We start from the raw sequence: 21,346 nt of genomic DNA, 5'->3' as shown, positions 1-21,346 counted from the left end.
CCGTCCTTCCTCACTGCCCGGACCGGACCGCCATGGAACAGCCGATCATCCTTGAATGCCGCAATGTCTGGAAGCTTTATGGCGCCAGTGCCGACAGCTTTCTGCAAAGCCACGGCATGCAGGCCACGCCCGAGGCGCTGCGCCGTGCCAATATCGTCAGCGCGGTGCGCAGTGCCGATGTGACCATCCGCAAGGGCGAGATCTTCGTCATCATGGGCCTGTCGGGATCGGGCAAATCGACGCTGGTGCGCTGTCTCGCCCGGTTGATCGAGCCGACCGCCGGAGAGATCCGGTTCGAAGGGCGCGACCTGCTGGGCATGTCAGGGCCGGAGCTGATTGCGTTGCGGCGGCACAAGATGGGGATGGTGTTTCAGCATTTCGCGTTGTTGCCGCATCTGACCGCACTGGAAAACGCAGCCTTCCCGCTGGAGGTGCAGGGTATCGACCGCAAGACCCGGCTCGACCGCGCCATGCAGGTGATGGAACTGGTCGGGTTGCAAGGGCGCGAAAACCGCTATCCGCACGAGCTTTCGGGCGGGCAGCAGCAGCGTGTCGGTATCGCGCGTTCCCTGATCGTTGAACCTGACCTGTGGTTTCTGGATGAACCCTTCTCGGCGCTGGACCCGCTGATCCGGCGCGAGATGCAGGATGAATTGCTGCGTCTTCAGGCGCGGCTGCACAAGACCATCGTCTTCATCACCCATGATTTTGACGAGGCGATCCGTCTGGCCGACCGCATCGCGGTGATGCGCGATGGCGCCATCGTGCAGACTGCCACGCCCGAGGAACTGGTGCTGAATCCCGCCGACGATTACGTCGCCGAATTCACCCAGCACATTCCGCGCGCCAAGGTGGTGCGGCTGGGCACGGCGGCGAAACCGCTGGGGCCGGGGCCGTTTGCCGGTGATCTGCCCGCGTCCCTGCGCGTGGCTGAGGCCGCCGACCGGATCGAGGCGGCGGGCCTGCCGTTCCGCGTGCTGGCCGCGGATGGCGCGCCGATGGGCCAGATCGACGGCCGCGCCGTCATCGACATCCTGATCGGCCGCGAGGTCGCGCGATGAGGCGCTGGCGCCCGGCCGATCTTCTGTTCTGGGGCGGGCTGGCACTGGTGACTCTGGTGCTGTCGCTGGCGTCAAAGCAGATCGGCGTGGCGACAGGCTGGAAATGGCTGACCAAATTCCCCAAAGGCTGGGAGTTGCACGCCGACCGCGCGATTTCGGCCACGATGAAATGGCTGGTCGAGGATGCGGCGCTTGGCCCGCTGCGCTTCCGCGATCTGACACGGCTGTTGTCGGCGCTGGTCGAGGCGCCCTATTTCGTGCTGCGCGATTTTCTGATCGACGGGTTCCAGATCGGGCAGGGCCAGCAGGCGGTGCCGGTGCTGCCCCATGTCAGCTGGCTGGTCGTGGTGCTGGGCTTCGGCCTTCTGGCGCATCGCGCCGGTGGCGCCCGGCTGGCGGCGCTGGTCGTGGCGAGCTTCCTGTATCTTCTGCTGTTCGGGCTGTGGGAAAGCGCCATGGTCACGCTGGCCTCGGTCGCCATCGCGGTGCCGCTGGGCGTCGGGCTGGGCATCCTGCTGGGTATCGCGGCCTTCCGCTTCCGCTGGGTCGACACGGGCCTGCGCCCGCTGCTGGATCTGATGCAGACCGTGCCGGTCTTTGCCTATCTGGTGCCCATCCTGTTCCTGTTCGGCTTTGGCGCCATGTCGGCACTTGTGGCGACGATCATCTACGCGATGCCACCCATGGTGCGGATCACCACTCTGGGCCTGCGCGGTGTGCCGGAAGAAATTGTCGAGGCTGGGCGCATGTCGGGCTGCACTCCGCGCCAGACCCTGTGGAAGGTGCGGCTGCCTGCGGCGCGGGGCCTGCTGATGGTCGGTGTCAATCAGGTGATCATGCTGACGCTGAACATGGTCATCATCGCCTCGATGATCGGGGCGGGGGGCTTGGGCTTTCAGGTGCTGACCGCGCTGCGCAAGCTGGACGTGGGCGCGGGGGTCGAGGCCGGGTTCGGCATCGTCATCCTTGCCGTGGCGCTGGATAGGCTGAGCCAGGCCATCGCGCGCCGTGGCCCGGTGGTGCAGGCACAAGGGGGGTGGATGGCCCGCCACCCGCGCAGCCTTGCCTTGCTGGCGGTGCTGCTGGTCAGCTACCCGCTGGGCGTGCTGCTGCCCGCGCTGAACAGCTTTCCCGAAAGCTGGCAGCTCAGCACCGGCAGCTTCTGGCAGGGGGTAATTTCATGGATCAACCTCAACCTCTATGACCAGATCGAGGCGGTGAAAGTCTTTGCCCTGACCTGGGTTCTGGTGCCGGTGAAGCAACTCTTGCTGGGTATCCCGTGGCCTTGGGGGCTGGCGCTGGCATTTGCGATTCCTGCGAAGATCGGGGGCTGGCGGCTGGGCGCCATGGGCCTTGCCATGGCCAGTTTCATCGCGGCGAGCGGGCTTTGGCCCGAGGCGATGATCACGCTTTACCTTTGCGGTGTCTCTGTCGTCATCGCCATGCTGATCGGCGTGCCGCTGGGCGTCTGGGCCGGACAGAACGCGCGGGCCAATGCCGTGCTCACGCTGGTCATCGATACGCTTCAGACCCTGCCGACCTTCGTTTATCTGATCCCGGTGGTCATGTTGTTCCGGGTCGGTGATTTCTCGGCCATGATTGCGGTCGTGCTTTATGCCGTGGTGCCCGCCGTGCGTTATGCCGCCCATGGCATTCGCAGCATCGACAGCCAGCTTGTCGAGGCCGGGCTGGTTTCTGGCTGCACGCCGCGGCAGCTTTTGTGGAAGGTGAAGCTGCCGCTGGCAATGCCCTCAATCCTGCTGGGCCTGAACCAGACCATCATGCTGGCACTGTCGATGCTGGTCATCACCGCGCTGGTCGGCACCCGCGACCTTGGGCAGGAGGTTTATATCGCGCTGACCAAGGCCAATGTCGGCAAGGGTGTGGTGGCCGGTCTGGCGGTGGCCTTCCTTGCCATCATGAGCGACCGGATCATCACCGCCGCAGTGAACCGCAAGAGGGGGGACCATGCCTGAGACGCTGCAACAGTTGCAGGACTGCGCGGCGGCGCTGCCCTGTTTCACCGCGCCGACACGGGTGGCGCCGCTGGAGGGGGGCAAGACCAACCTCAACCTGCTGGTCGAGGATGGCGGCGCGCGCTTCGTCGTGCGCTTCGGCGTCGACATCCCCGAACATGGCATCCTGCGCTGGAACGAACTGGCGGTGTCGCGCGCGGCCGAGGCGGCGGGCATCGGCCCCGCCGTGCGCCATGCCGCGCCGGGGGTGATGGTGGTGGATTTCGTCGATGCCCGGCCGCTGACACCCGAGGACCGCGCCGATCCCGCCACGATCCCCGCGCTGGCCGATCTGCTGCGCCGGGTGCATCACGATGTCTTTGCCCGGCTGGATGGCCCTGTCCTGTCGTTCTGGGTGTTCCATATCCTGCGCGATTATGCCCGGCGGCTGTCTGCCAACGACTCGGCCCATATCGCGCTCCTGCCCGGCCTGATGGATCAGGCGGCGGCGCTGGAGGCCGCCATCGGCCCCACCCCCACGGTGCTGGGCCATAACGACCTGCTGCCGGGCAACATCCTGAAGGGCGATGGCCGGTTCTGGCTGATCGACTGGGAATATGCGGGTCTCGGCAGCCCGCTGTTCGATCTGGGCGGGATCGCCTCGAACAACGGCTTTACCGGGGCCGAGGAACTGGCACTGCTGGCCGCTTACCACGGTCAGCCGGTCAGCGATGCGCTGTGGCGGCAATATACCGCGATGAAATGCGCCTCTCTCCTGCGCGAAACGCTGTGGAGCATGGTCAGCGAACTGACCTCGGCGCTGGATTTCGACTACGGCGCCTATACCGCCGAAAACCTTGCCGCCTTCCGCGCGGCCTATCACGCTTATCAATCCCTGTGAGGACTTTGTGATGACCAGCCTTCCTTCATCCTCAAAGGTCGTGATCGTCGGCGGCGGTATCGTCGGCTGCTCGACCGCCTACCATCTGGCCAAGATGGGCGTCGAGGTCGTGCTGCTGGAACGCAAGAAGCTGACATCGGGCACCACCTTCCACGCGGCGGGCCTTGTTGGTCAGGCGCGCAGCAATGCGAATGTGACGCAGTTGCTGGGCTATTCCATCGACCTTTACAAGAAGCTGGAGGCCGAGACGGGGCAGGCGACCGGCTGGAAGATGAACGGCGGGCTGCGGCTGGCCTGCAACGAGGAACGCTGGACCGAGGTGAAGCGGCAGGCGACCACGGCGCACAGCTTCGGGCTGGACATGCAGCTTCTGTCGCCGCAGGAGGCGCAGGATCTGTGGCCGCTGATGGACATCGGCGATGTCGTCGGCGCGGCTTTCCTGCCGACTGACGGGCAGGCCAACCCGTCCGACATCACGCTGTCGCTGGCCAAGGGCGCGCGCATGGCCGGGGCGCAGATCTTCGAAGATGTGAAGGTGCTTTCGGTGGACATCCAGAACGGGGTGATCCGGGGTGTCGTCACCGAACAGGGGCGCATCGACTGTGAAAAGGTCGTGGTCTGCGCCGGTATGTGGACGCGCCCCTTCTGCGCCGCGCATGGGGTGAACGTGCCGCTGGTGCCGGTGGAGCACCAGTATATCGTCACCGAACGGATCGAGGGCGTGACCTCTACCCTGCCCACGCTGCGTGACCCTGATCGCCTGACTTACTGGAAGGAAGAGGTTGGCGGGCTGGTGATGGGCGGCTACGAGCCGAACCCGAAGCTCTGGCGCGACGGATCTCTGCCGCCGGGGTTCCATTACACGCTGCTGGACAATGACTTTGACCATTTCACCCCGATCATGGAGCTGGCGCTGGGCCGTGTGCCCGCCCTGGAACGGGCAGGCGTGAAACAGATGATCAACGGGCCGGAAAGCTTTACCCCCGACGGGATGTTCATTCTGGGCGAGGCACCGGAACAGCGGAATTTCTTCGTCGGTGCCGGGTTCAACGCCTTCGGCATCGCCTCGGGTGGCGGGGCGGGCATGGCGCTGGCGGAATGGGTGGCCAAGGGGCAGGCACCCTTTGACCTCTGGCCCGCCGACATCCGCCGCTTCGGCCGCCCCCATTTCGATACCGACTGGATTCGCAGCCGGACCTATGAGGCTTACGGCAAGCATTACACGATGGCCTGGCCCAGCGAGGAACACCATTCGGCCCGGCCCTGCCGCAAATCGCCATTGTATGACACGCTGAAGGCCGATGGCGCGGTGTTCGGCGAAAAGCTGGGCTGGGAACGGCCGAACTGGTTCGCCGATCTGGCGGCAGGCGAGGGGCAGGCGGATATCTACACCTTCCAGCGGCCGAACTGGCACGATGCGGTGGGCCGCGAACATCGCGCCTGCCGCGAGGCGGCGGTGCTGTTCGACCAGACCTCTTTCGCCAAATTCGCGCTGAAAGGCCCGGATGCCGAGGCTGCGCTGCAATGGATTGCCGCGAATGATGTGGGGCGTCCGGTCGGCAGCCTGACCTATACCCAGATGCTGAACGACCGGGGCGGGATCGAGGCCGATCTGACCGTGGTGCGCCGGGCGCGGGACGAGTTCTACATCGTCACCGGCACCGGCTTCGCCACCCGTGATTTTGACTGGATTTCGCGCAATATCCCGGCAGGCATGAATGCGCAGCTGTTCGACATCACCTCGGCCCATGCAGTGCTGTCGCTGATGGGGCCGCGCGCGCGCGCCATCCTGCAAGCGGTTACGCGGGCAGATGTGTCGAACGCCGCCTTCCCCTTTGGCACGGCCCAGACCATTGGCATCGCCGGTTGCCCGGTGCTGGCGATGCGGGTCACCTATGTGGGCGAGTTGGGGTGGGAACTGCATTTCCCGGTGGAATACGCCAGCGCCGTCTATGCCGCGCTGCACAAGGCGGGCGCGGCGCATGGGCTGCGCAATGCGGGCTACCGCGCCATTGAAACGCTGCGTCTTGAAAAGGGCTATCGGGCCTGGGGCGCCGAGATCGGGCCGGACCACACACCGGACGAGGCGGGCCTTGGCTGGGCGGTGAAGCTGAAGAAAGACATCCCCTTCCGGGGCCGCGAGGCGGTTGCGGCGCAGCGGGCGAGCGGGGTGTGCAAGATGATGGCGACCTTCACCACCTCGCCCGACATCATCCTCAGTGGCCGCGAAACGATCTATCGTGACGGGCAGCGCGTCGGCTGGCTCAGCTCGGGTGGCTTCGGCCATACGCTCGGCCGGTCCATCGGTATGGGCTATGTCCGCAACCCCGAAGGGGTCAGTGCCGATTATGTGCTGTCAGGCCGGTATGAGCTTGAGGTGGCGACGATCCGGGTGCCCGCCGAAGTCTCTCTGGCGCCGCTTTACGACCCGAAGATGGCGCGGGTGAAGGCCTGAGGCTCAGGCGCCGGTCTGGCAGGACACCAGCCGGAACGGCGCCAGCACTTCGGTAAAATCGGCGGCAGGCGGCCGGTCCGTCACGATCTGGCTGTCGGGGGCAAGCTGCACCTGAAAGGCGCTGGGCGGGCGGCGCCCTTCGGTGAATTTGGAATGATCCACCGCCATGATCGTGCCTTCGGCGATCGCCTGCATGGCATCGGCGATATCGGCCTCGCATTGCTCGAAGGCCAGAAAGCCGCGCCGGGGATCGACGGCTGAGGCTGACAGGATGCAGCGCCCGACCCGTATCCGTTCGATGGTGGCGAAGGCCTGCCGGTCATAGGCGGCGCCGTCATGGTCGCGCAACTGGCTGCCCGCCATATAGACCTTGTTGCCCGGTACGGTGGCCAGTGTCGAGGCGACGAAGGTGGAATTGGTGACCACCGTCAGGTTGCGCCGGATCTGCAACGCCTGCGCGATGAAGCCCGAGGTCGATCCGGTGTCGATGGCAAGGCTTTCGCCGTCCTGCACCATCGAGGCGACCATCGTGGCAATGGCGGTCTTTTCCTGCCGCATGAGCTGCATCCGGGCGTGATAGGGCGCATCCACCGGCTTCGACACCGCGACGATGGCGCCATGGACCTTGCGCACCTTGCCCGCATCGACCAGCGGCTTGATGACCCTGCGGATGGTCTGATCCGATACGCCCAGCAGATCGGACAGCTCGCCGACAGAGATCGAGCCGCGCAGCGCGACCGCATTTTCGATCTGATAGGAATACTTGGTCATCGCCGTGGTTATCCGCCAGAATGCCTGCCATTGCAACAGAACCGCCCCGGTCAGGCGGGCTGCGGCGCACGCGACAGTTCGATGATCCGGTCCACAATCAGGCGGCTTTGCTGGTAGAAGATCAGTTCGCCCGCATCGGCGACAGGCTCGACCCGGATCCTGGGGTTGCGCCGCTCGATCTGGCGGTAGCGCATCTCGTCGAACACCCCGTCCAGCACGGGGGCGAGAAACAGCAGCGGGATGGTCAGCGCCTCGATGGCCGCGTCGATGGGCGCACCCGCCAGTTGCAGGTCGCGCACGAAAGCGCCATGTCCCTGTTTCAGAAGGTGTTCACAGGCGTTGCGGATCAGCGCCGCCACCTCTGGGTTCTGACAGGTGCGCATGTCCAGCGGGCGGGTGCGGTAGGCCCGCTCCAGATACCAGTCGACGCCATGTTGCCGCATCATGCGATGCGCCGATTTCGCCACCAGTTCCGCCAGCCAGGGTGTATGTGCCGCCATCCGCATCATGGTGCGCTGGATCGGTTGCAGGCGGTGTATGCCGCTGCGGTCCAGCACGCCGGTATAGCCAATAGCCATCAGCGCATGAAACCGCGCGGGATTGGCTTGCTGTTCCTCCAGCAGCGGGACAAAGCCGTTGGACATACCGATGCCAAGGCAGGGCTGGCGGATGACCCTGTCCAGAAACATCCGCAGGGCGGCCTGATTGTCCTGCCGTACATCCAGATCCTTGTGGAGCGAGCTGTTGCCATAGCCGGGGCGCGACAGGGCATAAAGTTTCACCCCGGCGCGGCGCAGCCGGTCCTCGGCCTCGGGCGGCAGGATATAGGTCATCGGAAAGCCGCGCAGCAGCACGGCGGGGCGGCCGTCACGCGCGCCCATCCATGTCCAGGTCACCACCCGGCCGTCTGGCGTCTCGATGCGGTCCTCGCGGCCCAGCGGATCCTGCCAGACTGGGCTTTCGCCGCGCTGGCCCATCGCCTCGCGCCCCGCGATCATCGCCAGAAGCCGCATCAGATCGACGTTTGTCGGGGCCTCGACCTTGGACATGATGGTCTTGACCTGCGTGCGCACGGTCAGGCGCGACACAGCCCGTGCCTCGGCGATGCGGTCAATGTCACGCAGTAGGAAGAACAGCCGCGCCACCTCCGCTTCGGCGGCGCTCAGCCCGAAGGCCTCGCGCAGGCGGGCCGAGACCGAAGGCTCCCACGCGATTTCGAGCGAGCGCAGCGCCACATGCGCACCGCTTTGGCCGCGCACGGCGATCATGTAGCCTTCGGCGGTAAAGGGCGGAAGCTCTGTTTCCGGGGGCGGGATCACGGTCAGGATGGCCTGCGCCGCATTGCCCTGGCCGCGCGCCGCCCGCATCAGTGCCGTGTAATCCTGAAGCGAGGCGGGGGCGATCACCTCGGTATCCAGAAAGGCGCCCTGCTTGGTGGCAAAGGCGCGCTCGCCCGCGATATTGGCCATGGCCACCCGGCCATCGGGTGTCAGTACGACCGCAGGCCCCGGCACATCAGTAATCGCGCGTTTCAGCGGGTCGTTCTCGGCCGGGATGTCGAGCGTTTCCAGCGTGTGCCGCGCCATCATCAACTGGCCGAACAATTGCTGCGACAGGCCCCGCCTGCGCCCGGTTTCCGGTTCGATCTGGTCCAGCTTGGCGGCCCAGCTTGCGATCATATCCTCGAAAGCATCCTGATCGACGATAGAGCGATAGGTGCTTGCCACGATCTGCATGTCGATCGGATCGGCCGTGGCGCCGTCTTCCGGCGCGCGCCCGTCCTCGGGGCCGAACAGAAACGCCTGATCGGCAAGCTGACCCTTGTGCGTCTGATCCGGCATTGTCCTGTCTGCTTTGGTTCCAATCGGGACACTCTAGCAGCGGATGCCGTTTCTTTCACCCGGTTTCGCGGCCCGGACCATCCGGGGTCTGCGCGGCATCCCAGTCCCGCAACCAGCGTTTCGGTGCCGCCGCGCGCCAGTCACGGATCAGGCGCGGGCGGGCCCAGCCGGGGTCGATGTGTCCGGCCCGCACCAGAACCAGCGCGCTGCGGGCATAATGCGGATGCAGGAAGAAGGTGGCGGGATCCGCCTGCATCAGCATCTCGCGTTCTTCCGGTTCGGCGCGAAAGACCGCGGCATCAACCAGCGGCGACCACCAGCACCACATCTTGCCATGCGCCTTCAGCGCCTCGTTGCCCCAGGGGTGTTCCACCGTGATCCGGGGCAGGCCCAGCCCCAGCGCAAACGCCTTCAGAGCGGGCCAGTCGGAAATCAATGCGCCGCCGCCCAGTTCGGGCCGCGTCCGGCATCGGCTTGCAGATGAACGCTCAGCTTCACCGCCGGTTCGGCGGCGCTTTCCATCACCTCACGGGCCGTGGCGATCAGGCGGTCAGTCTGATCCTCGGCCACTTCGAACAGCAGTTCGTCATGCACCTGCAACAGCATCTTCGCGTCGATGCCCTGAATGGCGGCAGGCATGCGGATCATCGCGCGGCGGATCACATCGGCCGCCGTGCCCTGGATCGGCGCGTTGATCGCGGCGCGTTTGGCAAACCCGGCGCCGGGGCCTTTCGCGTTGATCTCGGGCGTGTGGATCTTGCGGCCGAACAGGGTCTGCACGAAGCCGTGCGCCTTGGCGAAGGCAATCGTGTCATCCATATAGGCGCGGATGCCGGGGAAGCGTTCGAAGTAACGGTCGATGAAGCCCTGCGCCTCGGCCCGCGGGATGCGCAGGTTGCGGGCAAGGCCGAAGCCGGAAATCCCGTAGATCACGCCGAAGTTGATGGCCTTGGCCTGCCGCCGGATCATCGGGTCCATGCCTTCCACCGGCACGCCGAACATTTCCGAGGCGGTCATGGCATGGATATCCAGCCCGTCACGGAACGCCTGTTTCAGCGCCGGAATGTCGGCGATATGGGCAAGGATGCGCAATTCGATCTGGCTGTAATCGAGGCTGACCAGCACCCGGCCTTCGGGCGCCACAAAAGCCTCGCGGATACGGCGGCCTTCCTCACTGCGGACGGGAATGTTTTGCAGGTTCGGATCGGTGGAGGCCAGACGCCCGGTGTTGGCCCCGGCGATGGAATAGGATGTATGCACCCGTCCGGTATCGGGGTTGATATGGTCCTGAAGGCTGTCGGTATAGGTGGATTTCAGCTTGGCGATCTGCCGCCAGTCCAGCACCCGGGCCGCCAGTTGCGCGCCCTGCGGATGGGTGTCTTCCAGCGTGGTCACATCTTCCAGCACATCGGCGCCAGTGGCATAGGCGCCGGTCTTGCCTTTCTGCCCGCCGGGGATCTGCATCTGGTCGAACAGGATCTCGCCCAGTTGCTTGGGGGAACCCACGTTGAACTTGCTGCCCGCGATGCCCTGAATTTCCTCCTCAAGCTGCACAAGCTTTTGCGCGAAGGCGTTTGACATGCGGGACAGCACATCACGATCCACCTTCACGCCCGCCATCTCCATCTCGGCCAGAACCGGGATCAGGGGACGTTCCAGCGTCTCATAGACCGTGGTGACCTGCGCGCGATGCAGCATCGGCGCGAAGCGTTGCCAGAGCCGCAGCGTGATATCGGCATCCTCGGCCGCGTATTTCACCGCATCGGCGATGGCCACGCGGTCGAAGGTGATCTGCGACTTGCCGCTGCCGATCAGATCCTTGATCGGGATCGGCTTGTGGCCAAGGTAACGGTCAGACAGTTCGTCCATGCCGTGATTGTGCAGGCCCGCGAACATCGCATAGCTCATCAGCATGGTGTCAGCGATGGGGAACAGGTTGACGCCGTGACGCGCCATGATCTTCAGATCGTATTTGATGTTCTGCCCGATCTTCAGGATCGCCGCATCCTCCAGCACCGGCCTCAGCGCGGCGATGACGGCTTCAAGCGGCATCTGCCCTTCCACCGGCGCATCGGAGGTGAACAGATCGCCGCCGCCCTGCCGATGCCCCAGCGGGATATAGCAGGCCGCCCCTGCATCGACTGCCAGCGAGATGCCCACCAGATCGGCGCGCATCTCGTCAAGGCTGGTGGTTTCGGTGTCGAACGCCACATGCCCCGCCTCGCGGATGCGGGCGATCCAGCGGTCCAGCGCCTCGGGGGTGGTGACGCCCTCATAGGCGCTGTGATCGAAGGGCAGGGCGACCGGCTCTGCCACCTCTTCGCCCGCAACGGGGGCGGCGGTGGGCATCGCGGGGGGCGTGATGTCCAGCTTGTCGGCGACGCGCTTGGTCAGGGTGCGGAATTCCATCGCGTTGAGGAAGGCCATCAGCGCCTCGGGTTCCGGCTCCTTCACTTCAAGGCTTTCCAGTGAGAAATCCAGCGGCGTGTCGCACTTCAGCGTGACCAGTTCCTTGGAAACCCGGATTTGGTCGGCGAAATTCACCAGCGTTTCCCGTCGCTTGGGTTGCTTGATCTCACCCGCTCGCGCCAGAAGGCTTTCCAGATCGCCATATTCGGTGATCAGAAGTGCCGCCGTCTTGATACCGATGCCGGGCGCACCCGGCACGTTATCCACGCTGTCCCCGGCCAGCGACTGCACATCCACCACCCGTTCCGGTCCCACGCCGAATTTCTCGAACACCTCGTCGCGGTCGATGGTCTTGTTCTTCATCGCGTCGAACATCACGACGCCATCGCCGATGAGCTGCATCAGATCCTTGTCGGAAGAGATGATGGTCACCCGGCCCCCGGCATCGCGGGCCTTGCAGGACAGGGTGGCGATGATGTCATCGGCCTCGTAGCCCTCGGTCTCGATACAGGCGATGTTGAAGGCCCGCGTGGCCTCCCGCGTCAGGGGGAATTGCGGGCGCAGGTCTTCGGGCAGTTCGGGGCGGTTGGCCTTGTAGGCCGGAAAGATCTCGTTGCGGAAGGTTTTCGACGAATGGTCGAAGATCACCGCCACATGGGTCGGGGCGTCGCCGGATTTGTTGCCCTCGATATAGCGGTAGAGCATGTTGCAGAACCCGGCGACCGCGCCGATGGGCAGGCCGTCGGTCTTGCGCGTCAGCGGCGGCAGCGCGTGATAGGCGCGGAAGATGAAGGCCGAGCCGTCGATGAGGTGAAGATGGCAGCCCTTGCCGAAAGTCATGGTCGTTCTCCGCGCGGTTTCATGGCAGTATTGGCACGAACGGGGGCTGTCTGCCACCCATCGGAGGCATGGATGCGGGTTCTGGGACGTGCATTGGCCGGTTTCGTGCTGGGGGCGCTGGTCGCACTGGGGATCGCGGTCGGGTTGACCTATGTGATGCCGGTCTCGCAGGCCGAAGGCGCCTATGCGATGAGCGTGGCGTTCTTCTGGATGCCCGCAGGGGCGGTGCTGGGCGCCATCCTCGGGGCGATCAGCGCCAAACGCGGGGCTTGACGCGCGCGCGGCGCGGCGCCATGGTGCGCGCCATGCTGAACCTGATCGCCCTCGTCTCGTTTTATTGGTCCGACGCTACATAGGCGGCCGGTCAGCATTTCCACATGACCCACAGGCCGCCCGCGAGGGGCAGGCCATGAGGATCGGGGTTCCCAAGCGGGCGAAACGCAAAGGAACCTTCCATATGTCTGTCGTCAACGTCCGAACCGCCGAACCCGTGCATCTGCCCGAGGTGCATCGCATGCTGATTGCGCTGGCCGCGCATCATGGCGACGCGGCGACCATCACCCCCGCCGATCTGTCGCGGCTGGTATTCCAAAGCCCGGCAACGCGGCTCCTGGTCGCCTGTCTGGCTGACAGCCCGGCGCCGCATCCGGTGGGTTATGCCCTGCTTGTGGCGCGGCAGAACCTGGTGACGGGGCAGGTGGGATATGTGATGGACCACCTGTTCGTGCAGCAGCCCTTCCGGCGGGCGGGCGTTGGCCGGGCGCTGATCGCAGCGGCGCGGGAACTGACGCTGGAAGAAGGGCGCAGCGGGCTGACCATCTCGACCCATCCGGCGAATACCGACGCACAGGCCGCCTATCGGGCGATGGGACTGGCGGAGCTTCCGGTGAGCGGGCCGCGATTTGCTGTGGCGCTGGCCTGATCGTCTGAAGGCGAAAGGGACGGGCGCAGCGCCGTGGTGCCGGGGACTGGCCCCGCATCGCGGCCCTGCGGCCAGCGGCAGGCGATTCGCCCTGTCGTCAAAAGCCACGACCCTGCCCGGCATCGACGAGTCAGCAAATTGCCGGTCAGTCAGCGGCGGTATCGTGCGGGGATCAGTGGTCGTCGTGGGCGTGATCGCGGTCGATCACATAGCGCTTGTCGCAATAGCCGCATTCGACGAAGCCGGTATCCTGCGGAATGGTCAGCCAGACGCGCGGGTGGCCAAGCGCGCCTTCGCCTCCGTCGCAGGCCACTTTCCAAGTGGTGACGACCTGGGTTTCCGGGGCTTCGATGGTCATGGCTGTCCTCATGGATCATGGCTTGGCCCTGAGGGCCTTTGACGCATGATAAAAGCAGGCGGCGAGGGCGGCAAGGGCGAAGCGCCGCGCTGCGGCGTCAGACCGTCAGCCGGGCCACGATGCGGCGGGCAACCGGCGCCACCAGCAGCACGACCGGGAAAGCCACGGCCCATGCGGTGAGCCAGCTTCCCATCCATTCGCCCAAAAAGCCCGGTGCAGGGCCAAGGGCGCGCAGGGTGGCGATGCCGCTGACGATCCAGGACATCAGCCCCGACAGGATCAGGCCGAACAGGACAGGGGAGAAACGGGCGGGGATCATGGCAACCTCGGTCAGGAATGCGCTTCTGTTAGCGCAAGGGCACTGCCATTGTCCTGTGCGCCCGCGCAGGCTGCCTTGTGCGGAGGCTCCTGCGCGTCAGCTGCCCAGTTCTGCGGCGGGAATGACCGGAAAGAAGGCACCATCCGACATCAGCCCGAACCAGTCCGCCCCTTCATGGGGCCGCGTGACACCGATTTCGACGAGGCGGTAGAAACTCTTGCGGTCGATCCGCGCCTCCAGCCCGCGCCGCACCATGACGTAAGGCGCGGGTTCGCCCTCCGGCCCGTGGCGTTCGACGCGGATCGGGTGTTCGGGGCCGGCCGTCACCTCGTCGCCGACATTGGTGGTGAAGGTCAGGCGCTGGGCCTCGCCCGCACCTTCGCGGGTGAAATCCACGGCGATGAAGGGCGCGTCCTCGACCACGATGCCCAGTTTCTCGACCGGGGTGACGAGGTAATAGCGCCCTTCCTCCAGCTTCAGGATCGAGGCGAACAGTTTCACCAGCGGTGCGCGGCCGATGGGGGTGCCCTCGTGAAACCATGTGCCGTCGCGGGCGATGCGCATGTCCATCTCGCCGCAATAATCGGGGTTCCACAGATGCACCGGCGGCGGGCCTTTCTTCGCCGCGCGCTGCGCCTGCTCCAGCAGACCCGAAGTTTCGACCTTTGGCTCTGATTTCGCTTTTGTCATTTGTGCCTGCGCCCGTGATCCGTTCTAATACGAATATAGTCTACGAAGGGCAGATGTCATGACCGATGAACTGGTGACGCGGATCGAGGCGCTGGGCGACCGGCTGGCGGTGGCTAAGGCCATGATCGACAAGCGGTTCATCGGGCAGGAAAAAGTGGTCGATCTGGTGCTTGCCTCGATCCTGTGTGGCGGGCATGCGCTGCTGGTGGGACTGCCCGGTCTGGGCAAGACGCGGCTGGTCGATACGCTGTCCACCGTGCTGGGCCTGCATGGCAACCGCATCCAGTTCACGCCCGATCTGATGCCCGCCGATATCCTCGGCTCCGAAGTGCTGGAAACTGCCGCCGATGGCAGCCGCGCCTTCCGTTTCATCGAGGGGCCGGTGTTCTGCCAGCTTCTGATGGCGGATGAGATCAACCGCGCCAGCCCGCGCACGCAATCGGCACTGTTGCAGGCGATGCAGGAACGCGAGGTGACCATCGCCGGGCAGCACCGCCCGCTGGGCCGCCCGTTCCATGTGCTTGCAACGCAGAACCCGATTGAACAGGAGGGCACCTATCCGCTGCCCGAGGCGCAGCTTGACCGGTTCCTGTTGCAGATCGACGTCGCCTATCCGGTGCGTCAGGCGGAACGTGACATCCTGCTGGCCACCACCGGCGCGACCGAGGCGGTGGTGCATGCGGTGTTCACCGCCGAAGAACTGCTGTCCGCGCAAGAGGTCATCCGCCGCATGCCGGTGGGCGACAGCGTGGTCGAGGCGATCCTCGATCTGGTGCGCGGCTGCCGTCCGGGTGAACCCGAGGGGGCCGCGCTGGCCGGTACGCTGGCCTGGGGGCCGGGGCCGCGTGCGGCGCAGGCGCTGATGCTGGCAGTGCGCGCGCGCGCTCTTTTGGAGGGGCGTCTGGCCCCGTCGGTTGCCGATGTGGCGGCGCTGGCGCAGCCGGTGCTGGTGCACCGCATGGCGTTGACCTTTGCCGCGCGGGCGCGGGGCGAAAGCCTTGCCGATGTCATTGCCGCCGCCACGGCCCGCAGCCTCGGGCTTGAGGCCGCCGCGTGACCGCTTCCCCCGACCTGCGTGCAAGGGCCGAAACGCTCGGCGCCACGCTGCCGCCGCTGCTGGCGGCGGCGGATCATCTGGCGCAGGCGGTGGTTCTGGGCGACCACGGTCGTCGCCGCGCCGGTCTGGGGGATGAATTCTGGCAATACCGCCCGGCCCATGCCGGGGATGGCGCGCGCGGTATCGACTGGCGCCGTTCTGCCCGGTCGGATGCGCATTTCGTGCGCGAACGCGAATGGCAGGCGGCGCAGAGTGTGGCGCTGTGGGTTGATCCGGCGGCTTCGATGCGGTTTTCCGGCGCGAAAGACCGCCCGACCAAGGCGGACCGTGCGCGGCTTCTGGCGCTGGCGCTGGCAGTGCTTTTGCTGCGCGGGGGCGAGCGGGTCGGTCTGGCGGGTGGTGACATCGCACCGCGTTCGGGGCGGGCACAGGCTGAACGGCTGGCGCTGGCGCTTGCCGAGGACAGCGCCGAGGATTACGGCCGCCCCGAGGTTGGCGGCTTGCCGCACCATGGCCGCGTCGTGCTGATCTCTGATTTCCTTGGCGATCTGGCAGGGGTCGAGGCCGCGCTGGAGGCGGCTACAGCGCGCGCCGCGCGGGGCGTGCTGCTTCAGGTGCTGGACCCGGCGGAGGAGGATTTTCCCTTCGACGGCCGCACGATCTTTGAATCCATGGGCGGCACCTTGCGCCATGAAACCCGCCGTGCGGGTGACCTGCGCGACCGCTATCTGGCGCGGCTGGCCGAACGCAAGGCGCGGCTGGCTGAACTTGCCGCCGCCTCGGGCTGGCATGTGACCACGCATCACACCGGCACCGCGCCGCAACCGGCTCTGCTGTGGCTTTACCGGGCGCTGGAGGCCGCGCTCTGATGTGGATGCTGGGCCCTGTCGGTTTCACCGCGCCGCTTTTGCTGCTGGCTTTGCCTGCACTGCCGCTGCTGTGGCTTTTGCTGCGTGCGGTGCCCCCCGCGCCCCTGCGTCGCCGTTTTCCGGGTGTGGCCCTTCTGCTGGGCCTGACCGACGAGGATGCCGAGACGGAGCGCACGCCGCTCTGGCTGCTGCTGCTGCGCATGGCGGCGCTGGCGGCGGCGATCATCGCCTTTGCCGGGCCGGTGCTGAACCCCGCGCCGCCTGCGGCTGCGACGGATGACCCGCTGCTGATCGTGGTGGATGGCACCTGGGCCGATGCCCGTGACTGGCCGCGCCGCATCGACCGCGCGATGACCAAGGCCGAGGCGGCCGGCCGTGCCGGGCGCACGGTCGGGCTGATCCGTCTGACCGACCGGCCCGAGGCTCCGGTGTTCCACAGCGCTGCTGCCATCCGCGACCGTCTGGCCGGGCTGGTACCGCAACCTTTCGCGCCTGCCGATCTGTCGGCCTGGGCCGCTGCGCTGGGCGAGGGGCGGTTTGAAACCTATTGGCTGTCCGACGGGCTGGACCATCCGGGGCGTGCCGATCTGGCAGTCGCCATGGCCACACATGGCCCGCTGACCGTGTTTGAAACACCGCGTCCGGTGATCGCGCTGAAGCCGCCGGTGTTCCGTGATGGGGCAGTGCAGCTTGCCGCGCTGCGCCTGCCTGCCGGCGCGCAGCAGGAGATCGAGATTTCGGCCCGTGGCCCGGACCCTGCCGGGATCGAACGCGAACTGGCCCGCACCACGCTGGTGTTCGCCACCGGGCAGGGTGTCGCTGAGGGGACGCTCGACCTGCCGCCCGAGTTGCGCAACCGGCTGACGCGGTTTGAAATCGCTGGTCAGCCGACGGCGGGGGCGGTCTCGCTGACCGATGACAGCCTCAAGCGGCGCAAAGTGGCGCTGGTAGGCAGCGAGGCGGATGCCGAGGGGCTGATCCTGCTGTCGCCTGCGCATTATCTGCGGCAGGCGATGGCGCCCGAGGCTGATCTGATCGAGGGCGGCCTGTCGGATGTGCTGCTGGCCAGCCCCGATGTGGTGGTGCTGACCGATGTTGCGCGGCTGGGCAACGCCGAGGCCGAGGCGCTGCTGAAATGGGTGGCCGAGGGGGGCACGCTCCTGCGCTTCGCCGGGCCGCGTCTGGCCGCCGCCGAATGGGCGCCGGGCGAGGATGACCCGTTGCTGCCAGTGCGTTTGCGCGCGGGGGGCCGTAATCTCGGCGGCGCGATGAGTTGGGGCGACCCCCGCACATTGGCGCCCTTTGCCGAGGGCAGCCCGTTTTTCGGTCTGGCGGTGCCTGACGAGGTTTCGGTGACCCGGCAGGTGCTGGCTGAACCGGGGCCGGAACTGGCCGCGCGGACCATTGCCGCGCTGGCCGATGGCACGCCGCTGGTGACGCGCAAGGAGACGGGCGCGGGGCAGGTGGTGCTGTTCCATGTCACGGCCAATGCCGAATGGTCCTCGCTGCCGCTGTCGGGGTTGTTCGTGCAGATGCTGGACCGGCTGGTTACGGCTGCCCGCATCGGGATGACCGAAGATCGCGCGCTGGCCGGGCACAGCTTTGCGCCGGTGCAGGTGCTGGATGCCTTCGGCGTGGCGCAGGATGCGGGCAATCTGCCGGGTGTGACGGGAGAGGCTCTGGCGGTGGGGCGCCCCGGCCCCGACCTGCTGCCCGGTCTTTACGAGGAGGAAGACCGCCGCGTGGCGCTGAATGTGACCGCAGCGGACACCACGCTGCAAGCGGCGATCTGGCCTGCGGGCACCCCGGTCGAGGGCGCCGCGCGCGACACGGAACGTCCCCTTAAAGGGCCGCTCCTCGGGGCTGCGCTGGCCCTGATGCTGGTTGATATTCTGGCGGCGCTGGGCATTTCGGGCCGTTTGTCAGGCGGGCTGGCGGCGCGGCTGATGCTGGCGCTGATGCTCACCTTCCCGGCGCCCGCCGCGCGGGCCGATGCGGCAGAGGATGCCTTTGCCATCGAGGCGACGGGCGAGGTGCGTCTCGCCCATATCCTGACTGGCGACAAGCGGGTGGATGATCTGGCGCAGGCGGGGCTGCGCGGCCTGTCGATGCGATTGTTCGAACGCACCACCGTCGAACCGGGCGCCCCTATGGCCGTCGATATCGAACGCGACGAACTGGCGTTCTTTCCCTTCCTTTACTGGCCGGTCACCGCCGACCAGCCGCTGCCTTCGGTCAATGCCTATCGCAAGCTGAACGATTTTCTGCGCACCGGCGGCATGATCCTGTTCGATACGCGGGATGCGGGCGTCAGCGGCGGCACCACGCCGGAATCGAAGCGGCTGCAACTCATCGCCTCGGGCCTGGACATCCCGCCGCTGGAGCCTGTGCCCGAAGATCACGTCCTGACCCGCACCTTCTATCTGTTGCAGGATTTTCCGGGCCGTTATTCCGGGCCGGTCTGGGTCGAGGCGGCACCCCCCGATGCGGCCCAGGCCGAGGGCATGCCGTTTCGCAATCTCAATGACGGGGTGACGCCGGTTGTGATCGGCGGGAATGACTGGGCGGCGGCCTGGGCGGTGGATGAAATCGGCATCCCCTCGCATCCGGTCGGGCGCGGTTCGGGCGGGGACCGGCAACGCGAGATCGCCTATCGCTTCGGGATCAATCTCATCATGCATGTGCTGACCGGCAACTACAAATCCGATCAGGTGCATGTGCCCGCGCTGCTGGAAAGGCTGGGCCAATGAAACCCGTTCTGGCTGGCGGTATCGTGCTGGACCCGCAATTGCCGCTTGCAGTGATTGCTGCGCTGGGTGTGGTGGCCGTGGTGCTGGTGGCGCTGGCCTTCTGGCGCAGGCTGCCTGGGTGGTGGCTGCGCGGGCTGGCTGCCATTGTGGCGCTGGTGGCGCTGGCCAATCCCTCGCTGCAAGAAGAAGACCGCGCGCCGCTGTCGGACATCGTGATCGCTGTGGTGGACCGCACCGCAAGTCAGGGCATCGGCGGGCGCGAGGCGCAGACAGAGGCGGCGCTGGCCCGCCTGCGGGCCGAAGTGGCGGCGATGCCCGGCACCGAATTGCGCGAGGTCACGGTGCGCGATGCGCCGGGGGATGGTGGCTCGCGCGTGATGACCGCCCTGGCCGAGGCGCTGGCCGAGGAACCCCGCGCACGGGTCGCCGGAGCGGTGATCGTCTCGGACGGGCAGGTGCATGACACCGAACTTGCGCCACAGATGCCCGCACCGCTGCACCTGCTGCTGACCGGCAAACGCGCCGACTGGGACCGCCGCCTGATTGTCAAGAACGCGCCCGCCTTCGCCATTCTGGGCGAAGAACTGACGCTGACGCTGCGGATCGAGGATGACGGCGCCGTGCCAGAGGCATTGCAGGGCGAGGCGCAGCTGTCCATCGCCATAGATGGCGGCGAGCCGCGCTGGTATTCCGTGCCGGTCGGAGAGGATCTGGAACTGCCGGTCACCCTTCCGCATGGCGGCCAGAACATCCTGCAATTCGAGGTGCAGACCTCGGTGGGTGAACTGACCACCCGCAACAACAGCTCGGTCACCGCGATCAACGGGGTGCGTGACCGGCTGCGGGTGCTGCTGGTTTCGGGCGAGCCGCATGCGGGCGAACGGGTCTGGCGCAACCTGCTGAAATCCGACCCGTCGGTGGATCTGGTGCATTTCACCATCCTGCGGCCGCCGGAAAAGCAGGATGGCATTCCGGTGGACGAACTGTCGCTGATCGCCTTTCCGACGCGCGAACTGTTCGTGGAGAAGATCGAGGAATTCGATCTGATCATCTTCGACCGTTACCGCCTGCGCGGTATCCTGCCGCTGCAATACCTTGAAAACGTGCGCGATTACGTCACGCGTGGCGGTACGGTTCTGGTGGCGGCGGGGCCGGAGTTCGGCACGGCCGACAGTCTGTGGCGCTCGCCCCTTGCCGATATCCTGCCGGTCACGACCACCAGCCGCGTGCTGGAGGGGGGCTTTCGCCCGAAGATCACTGCGCTGGGGCATCGCCATCCGGTGACGCAGGGGCTGGAGACCGGGGCGCCCGAATCCGGGTGGGGCCGCTGGTTCCGCCAGATCGAGATTGCGGCGCGTGGCGCCGGTCAGGTCGTGATGGAAGGCGCCGAGGGCAAGCCGCTGCTGGTTCTGGCGCGCGAAGGGCAGGGGCGCATCGCGGTGCTGGCCTCGGATCAGGCCTGGCTCTGGGGACGCGGCTACGAGGGGGGCGGGCCGCAGCTGGAGCTGCTGCGCCGCCTGGCCCACTGGATGCTGAAAGAGCCCGAGCTGGAAGAGGAAACCCTGTCGGCCCATGCGGGCGCCGCGGGGCGTCTGATCGTCACCCGGCGCACGCTGGCCGAAGTGCCGCCTGGTCCGGTGACGCTGACCGCACCGGATGGCAAAGAAACCGAACTGGTGCTGCCCGAGGTGGAGCCGGGGCATTACGAGGCCGATATCGCCGCGCCACAGGTCGGGCTTTACCGCCTGAAGCAGGGCGAGTTGCAGACGGTCGTGGCGCTTGGCCCCCCGGCGCCGAAAGAGTTTGAACGCACCATCGCTGCGCCCGATGTGCTGGAGCCGGTTCTGGCGCAATCCGGCGGCGGCGTGCTGCGGCTGGAGGACGGCGCCTTCGACCTGCGGCAGGTTGCTCCGGGCCGGGTGGCTGCCGGGCGCGGCTGGCTGGGCATCACTCCGCGGGGGGCCTACCTCACGCAGGATGTACGGGTTGCCGCCCTGCTGCCAGGCTGGGCATGGCTGTTGCTGGCCAGCGTCCTGATCCTTGCCGCCTGGCTGCGCGAGGGGCGTCTGCCCGCCCGCCGCTGAACGCTTCCCCGAATCCCCTGCCGGGTGCATGCTGCGTCTGCGGCTTTGCCGTTCTTTGATTTTT

General features: G+C 66.6%; 17 protein-coding genes. 10 read left to right on the top strand and 7 right to left on the bottom strand.

Going from position 1 to position 21,346, the window contains the following annotated elements; genetic code table 11:
- Window positions 1-32: 32 nt before the first annotated feature.
- From IE126_RS13985 to IE126_RS13970, 4 genes are read left to right on the top strand one after another with little or no spacing between them, the layout of a single operon-like run.
- Complete coding sequence (locus IE126_RS13985) at window positions 33-1,061, top strand: quaternary amine ABC transporter ATP-binding protein (RefSeq protein WP_189381367.1); 1,029 nt, start codon at window positions 33-35, stop codon at window positions 1,059-1,061.
- Complete coding sequence (locus IE126_RS13980) at window positions 1,058-3,037, top strand: ABC transporter permease (RefSeq protein ID WP_189381366.1); 1,980 nt, start codon at window positions 1,058-1,060, stop codon at window positions 3,035-3,037. Before IE126_RS13985 ends, IE126_RS13980 begins: the two co-directional genes overlap by 4 nt.
- Entirely contained in the window at window positions 3,030-3,917 is an 888-nt protein-coding gene (locus IE126_RS13975; protein ID WP_189381365.1) for a choline kinase family protein, read from the top strand. The genes IE126_RS13980 and IE126_RS13975 overlap by 8 nt, the downstream gene beginning before the upstream one ends.
- A 10-nt stretch (window positions 3,918-3,927) precedes the next feature.
- Complete coding sequence (locus IE126_RS13970) at window positions 3,928-6,372, top strand: GcvT family protein (protein WP_108130064.1); 2,445 nt, start codon at window positions 3,928-3,930, stop codon at window positions 6,370-6,372.
- A 3-nt stretch (window positions 6,373-6,375) separates the two neighbouring features.
- On the opposite strand, the gene IE126_RS13965 is transcribed toward IE126_RS13970, so the two are convergent.
- The 4 genes from IE126_RS13965 to polA are packed head-to-tail and all read right to left on the bottom strand — an operon-like array spanning window position 6,376 to window position 12,233.
- Window positions 6,376-7,143 (bottom strand): DeoR/GlpR family DNA-binding transcription regulator, encoded by a 768-nt coding sequence (locus tag IE126_RS13965; protein WP_108130063.1) that lies wholly within the window; start codon window positions 7,141-7,143, stop codon window positions 6,376-6,378.
- A 50-nt stretch (window positions 7,144-7,193) separates the two neighbouring features.
- Complete coding sequence (locus IE126_RS13960) at window positions 7,194-8,984, bottom strand: helix-turn-helix transcriptional regulator (RefSeq protein WP_189381364.1); 1,791 nt, start codon at window positions 8,982-8,984, stop codon at window positions 7,194-7,196.
- 55 nt (window positions 8,985-9,039) lie between these two features.
- Window positions 9,040-9,420, bottom strand: a complete 381-nt coding sequence (locus tag IE126_RS13955; RefSeq protein WP_189381363.1) for an MmcQ/YjbR family DNA-binding protein — start codon at window positions 9,418-9,420, stop codon at window positions 9,040-9,042.
- Entirely contained in the window at window positions 9,417-12,233 is a 2,817-nt protein-coding gene (gene polA / locus IE126_RS13950; RefSeq protein ID WP_108130060.1) for a DNA polymerase I, read from the bottom strand. Before polA ends, IE126_RS13955 begins: the two co-directional genes overlap by 4 nt.
- Before the next feature lie 72 nt (window positions 12,234-12,305).
- Here polA and IE126_RS13945 point away from each other — a divergent pair, with 72 nt between their 5' ends.
- Together IE126_RS13945 and IE126_RS13940 are read left to right on the top strand one after the other, a co-directional pair.
- The gene (locus tag IE126_RS13945; RefSeq protein WP_054303909.1) at window positions 12,306-12,506 is read left to right on the top strand and encodes a hypothetical protein; all 201 of its coding nucleotides are present in this window, start codon (window positions 12,306-12,308) and stop codon (window positions 12,504-12,506) included.
- 184 nt (window positions 12,507-12,690) lie between these two features.
- Window positions 12,691-13,155, top strand: coding sequence for a GNAT family N-acetyltransferase (locus tag IE126_RS13940; protein ID WP_189381362.1), 465 nt, complete (start codon window positions 12,691-12,693; stop codon window positions 13,153-13,155).
- 172 nt (window positions 13,156-13,327) lie between these two features.
- Here the strand turns inward: IE126_RS13940 and IE126_RS13935 are convergent, their stop codons facing one another.
- From IE126_RS13935 to IE126_RS13925, 3 genes are all read right to left on the bottom strand, one after another.
- Window positions 13,328-13,513, bottom strand: a complete 186-nt coding sequence (locus tag IE126_RS13935; RefSeq protein ID WP_054303907.1) for a zinc-finger domain-containing protein — start codon at window positions 13,511-13,513, stop codon at window positions 13,328-13,330.
- A 97-nt stretch (window positions 13,514-13,610) separates the two neighbouring features.
- Entirely contained in the window at window positions 13,611-13,832 is a 222-nt protein-coding gene (locus IE126_RS13930; RefSeq protein ID WP_108130057.1) for a DUF2798 domain-containing protein, read from the bottom strand.
- 96 nt (window positions 13,833-13,928) lie between these two features.
- A complete protein-coding gene (locus IE126_RS13925; RefSeq protein ID WP_189381361.1) occupies window positions 13,929-14,522 on the bottom strand; it encodes a DUF1285 domain-containing protein in 594 nt (197 codons plus the stop codon).
- A gap of 58 nt (window positions 14,523-14,580) precedes the next feature.
- On the opposite strand from IE126_RS13925, the gene IE126_RS13920 reads away from it, so the two are divergent.
- The 4 genes from IE126_RS13920 to IE126_RS13905 are packed head-to-tail and all read left to right on the top strand — an operon-like array spanning window position 14,581 to window position 21,282.
- Window positions 14,581-15,579: an AAA family ATPase gene (locus IE126_RS13920; RefSeq protein WP_189381360.1), complete on the top strand. Its 999-nt coding sequence runs from the start codon at window positions 14,581-14,583 to the stop codon at window positions 15,577-15,579.
- Window positions 15,576-16,448, top strand: a complete 873-nt coding sequence (locus tag IE126_RS13915; protein ID WP_189381359.1) for a DUF58 domain-containing protein — start codon at window positions 15,576-15,578, stop codon at window positions 16,446-16,448. Before IE126_RS13920 ends, IE126_RS13915 begins: the two co-directional genes overlap by 4 nt.
- The gene (locus tag IE126_RS13910; protein ID WP_189381358.1) at window positions 16,448-19,198 is read left to right on the top strand and encodes a DUF4159 domain-containing protein; all 2,751 of its coding nucleotides are present in this window, start codon (window positions 16,448-16,450) and stop codon (window positions 19,196-19,198) included. The genes IE126_RS13915 and IE126_RS13910 overlap by 1 nt, the downstream gene beginning before the upstream one ends.
- Window positions 19,195-21,282 carry a glutamine amidotransferase gene (locus tag IE126_RS13905; RefSeq protein WP_189381357.1) on the top strand — a complete coding sequence of 696 codons (2,088 nt, stop codon included), beginning with the start codon at window positions 19,195-19,197 and terminating at the stop codon, window positions 21,280-21,282. Before IE126_RS13910 ends, IE126_RS13905 begins: the two co-directional genes overlap by 4 nt.
- Window positions 21,283-21,346 lie beyond the last annotated feature (64 nt).

Source organism: Gemmobacter nanjingensis (assembly GCF_014652195.1).
Classification (GTDB): domain Bacteria; phylum Pseudomonadota; class Alphaproteobacteria; order Rhodobacterales; family Rhodobacteraceae; genus Gemmobacter; species Gemmobacter caeni.
This window is presented reverse-complemented; position numbering and strand designations above follow the sequence as displayed.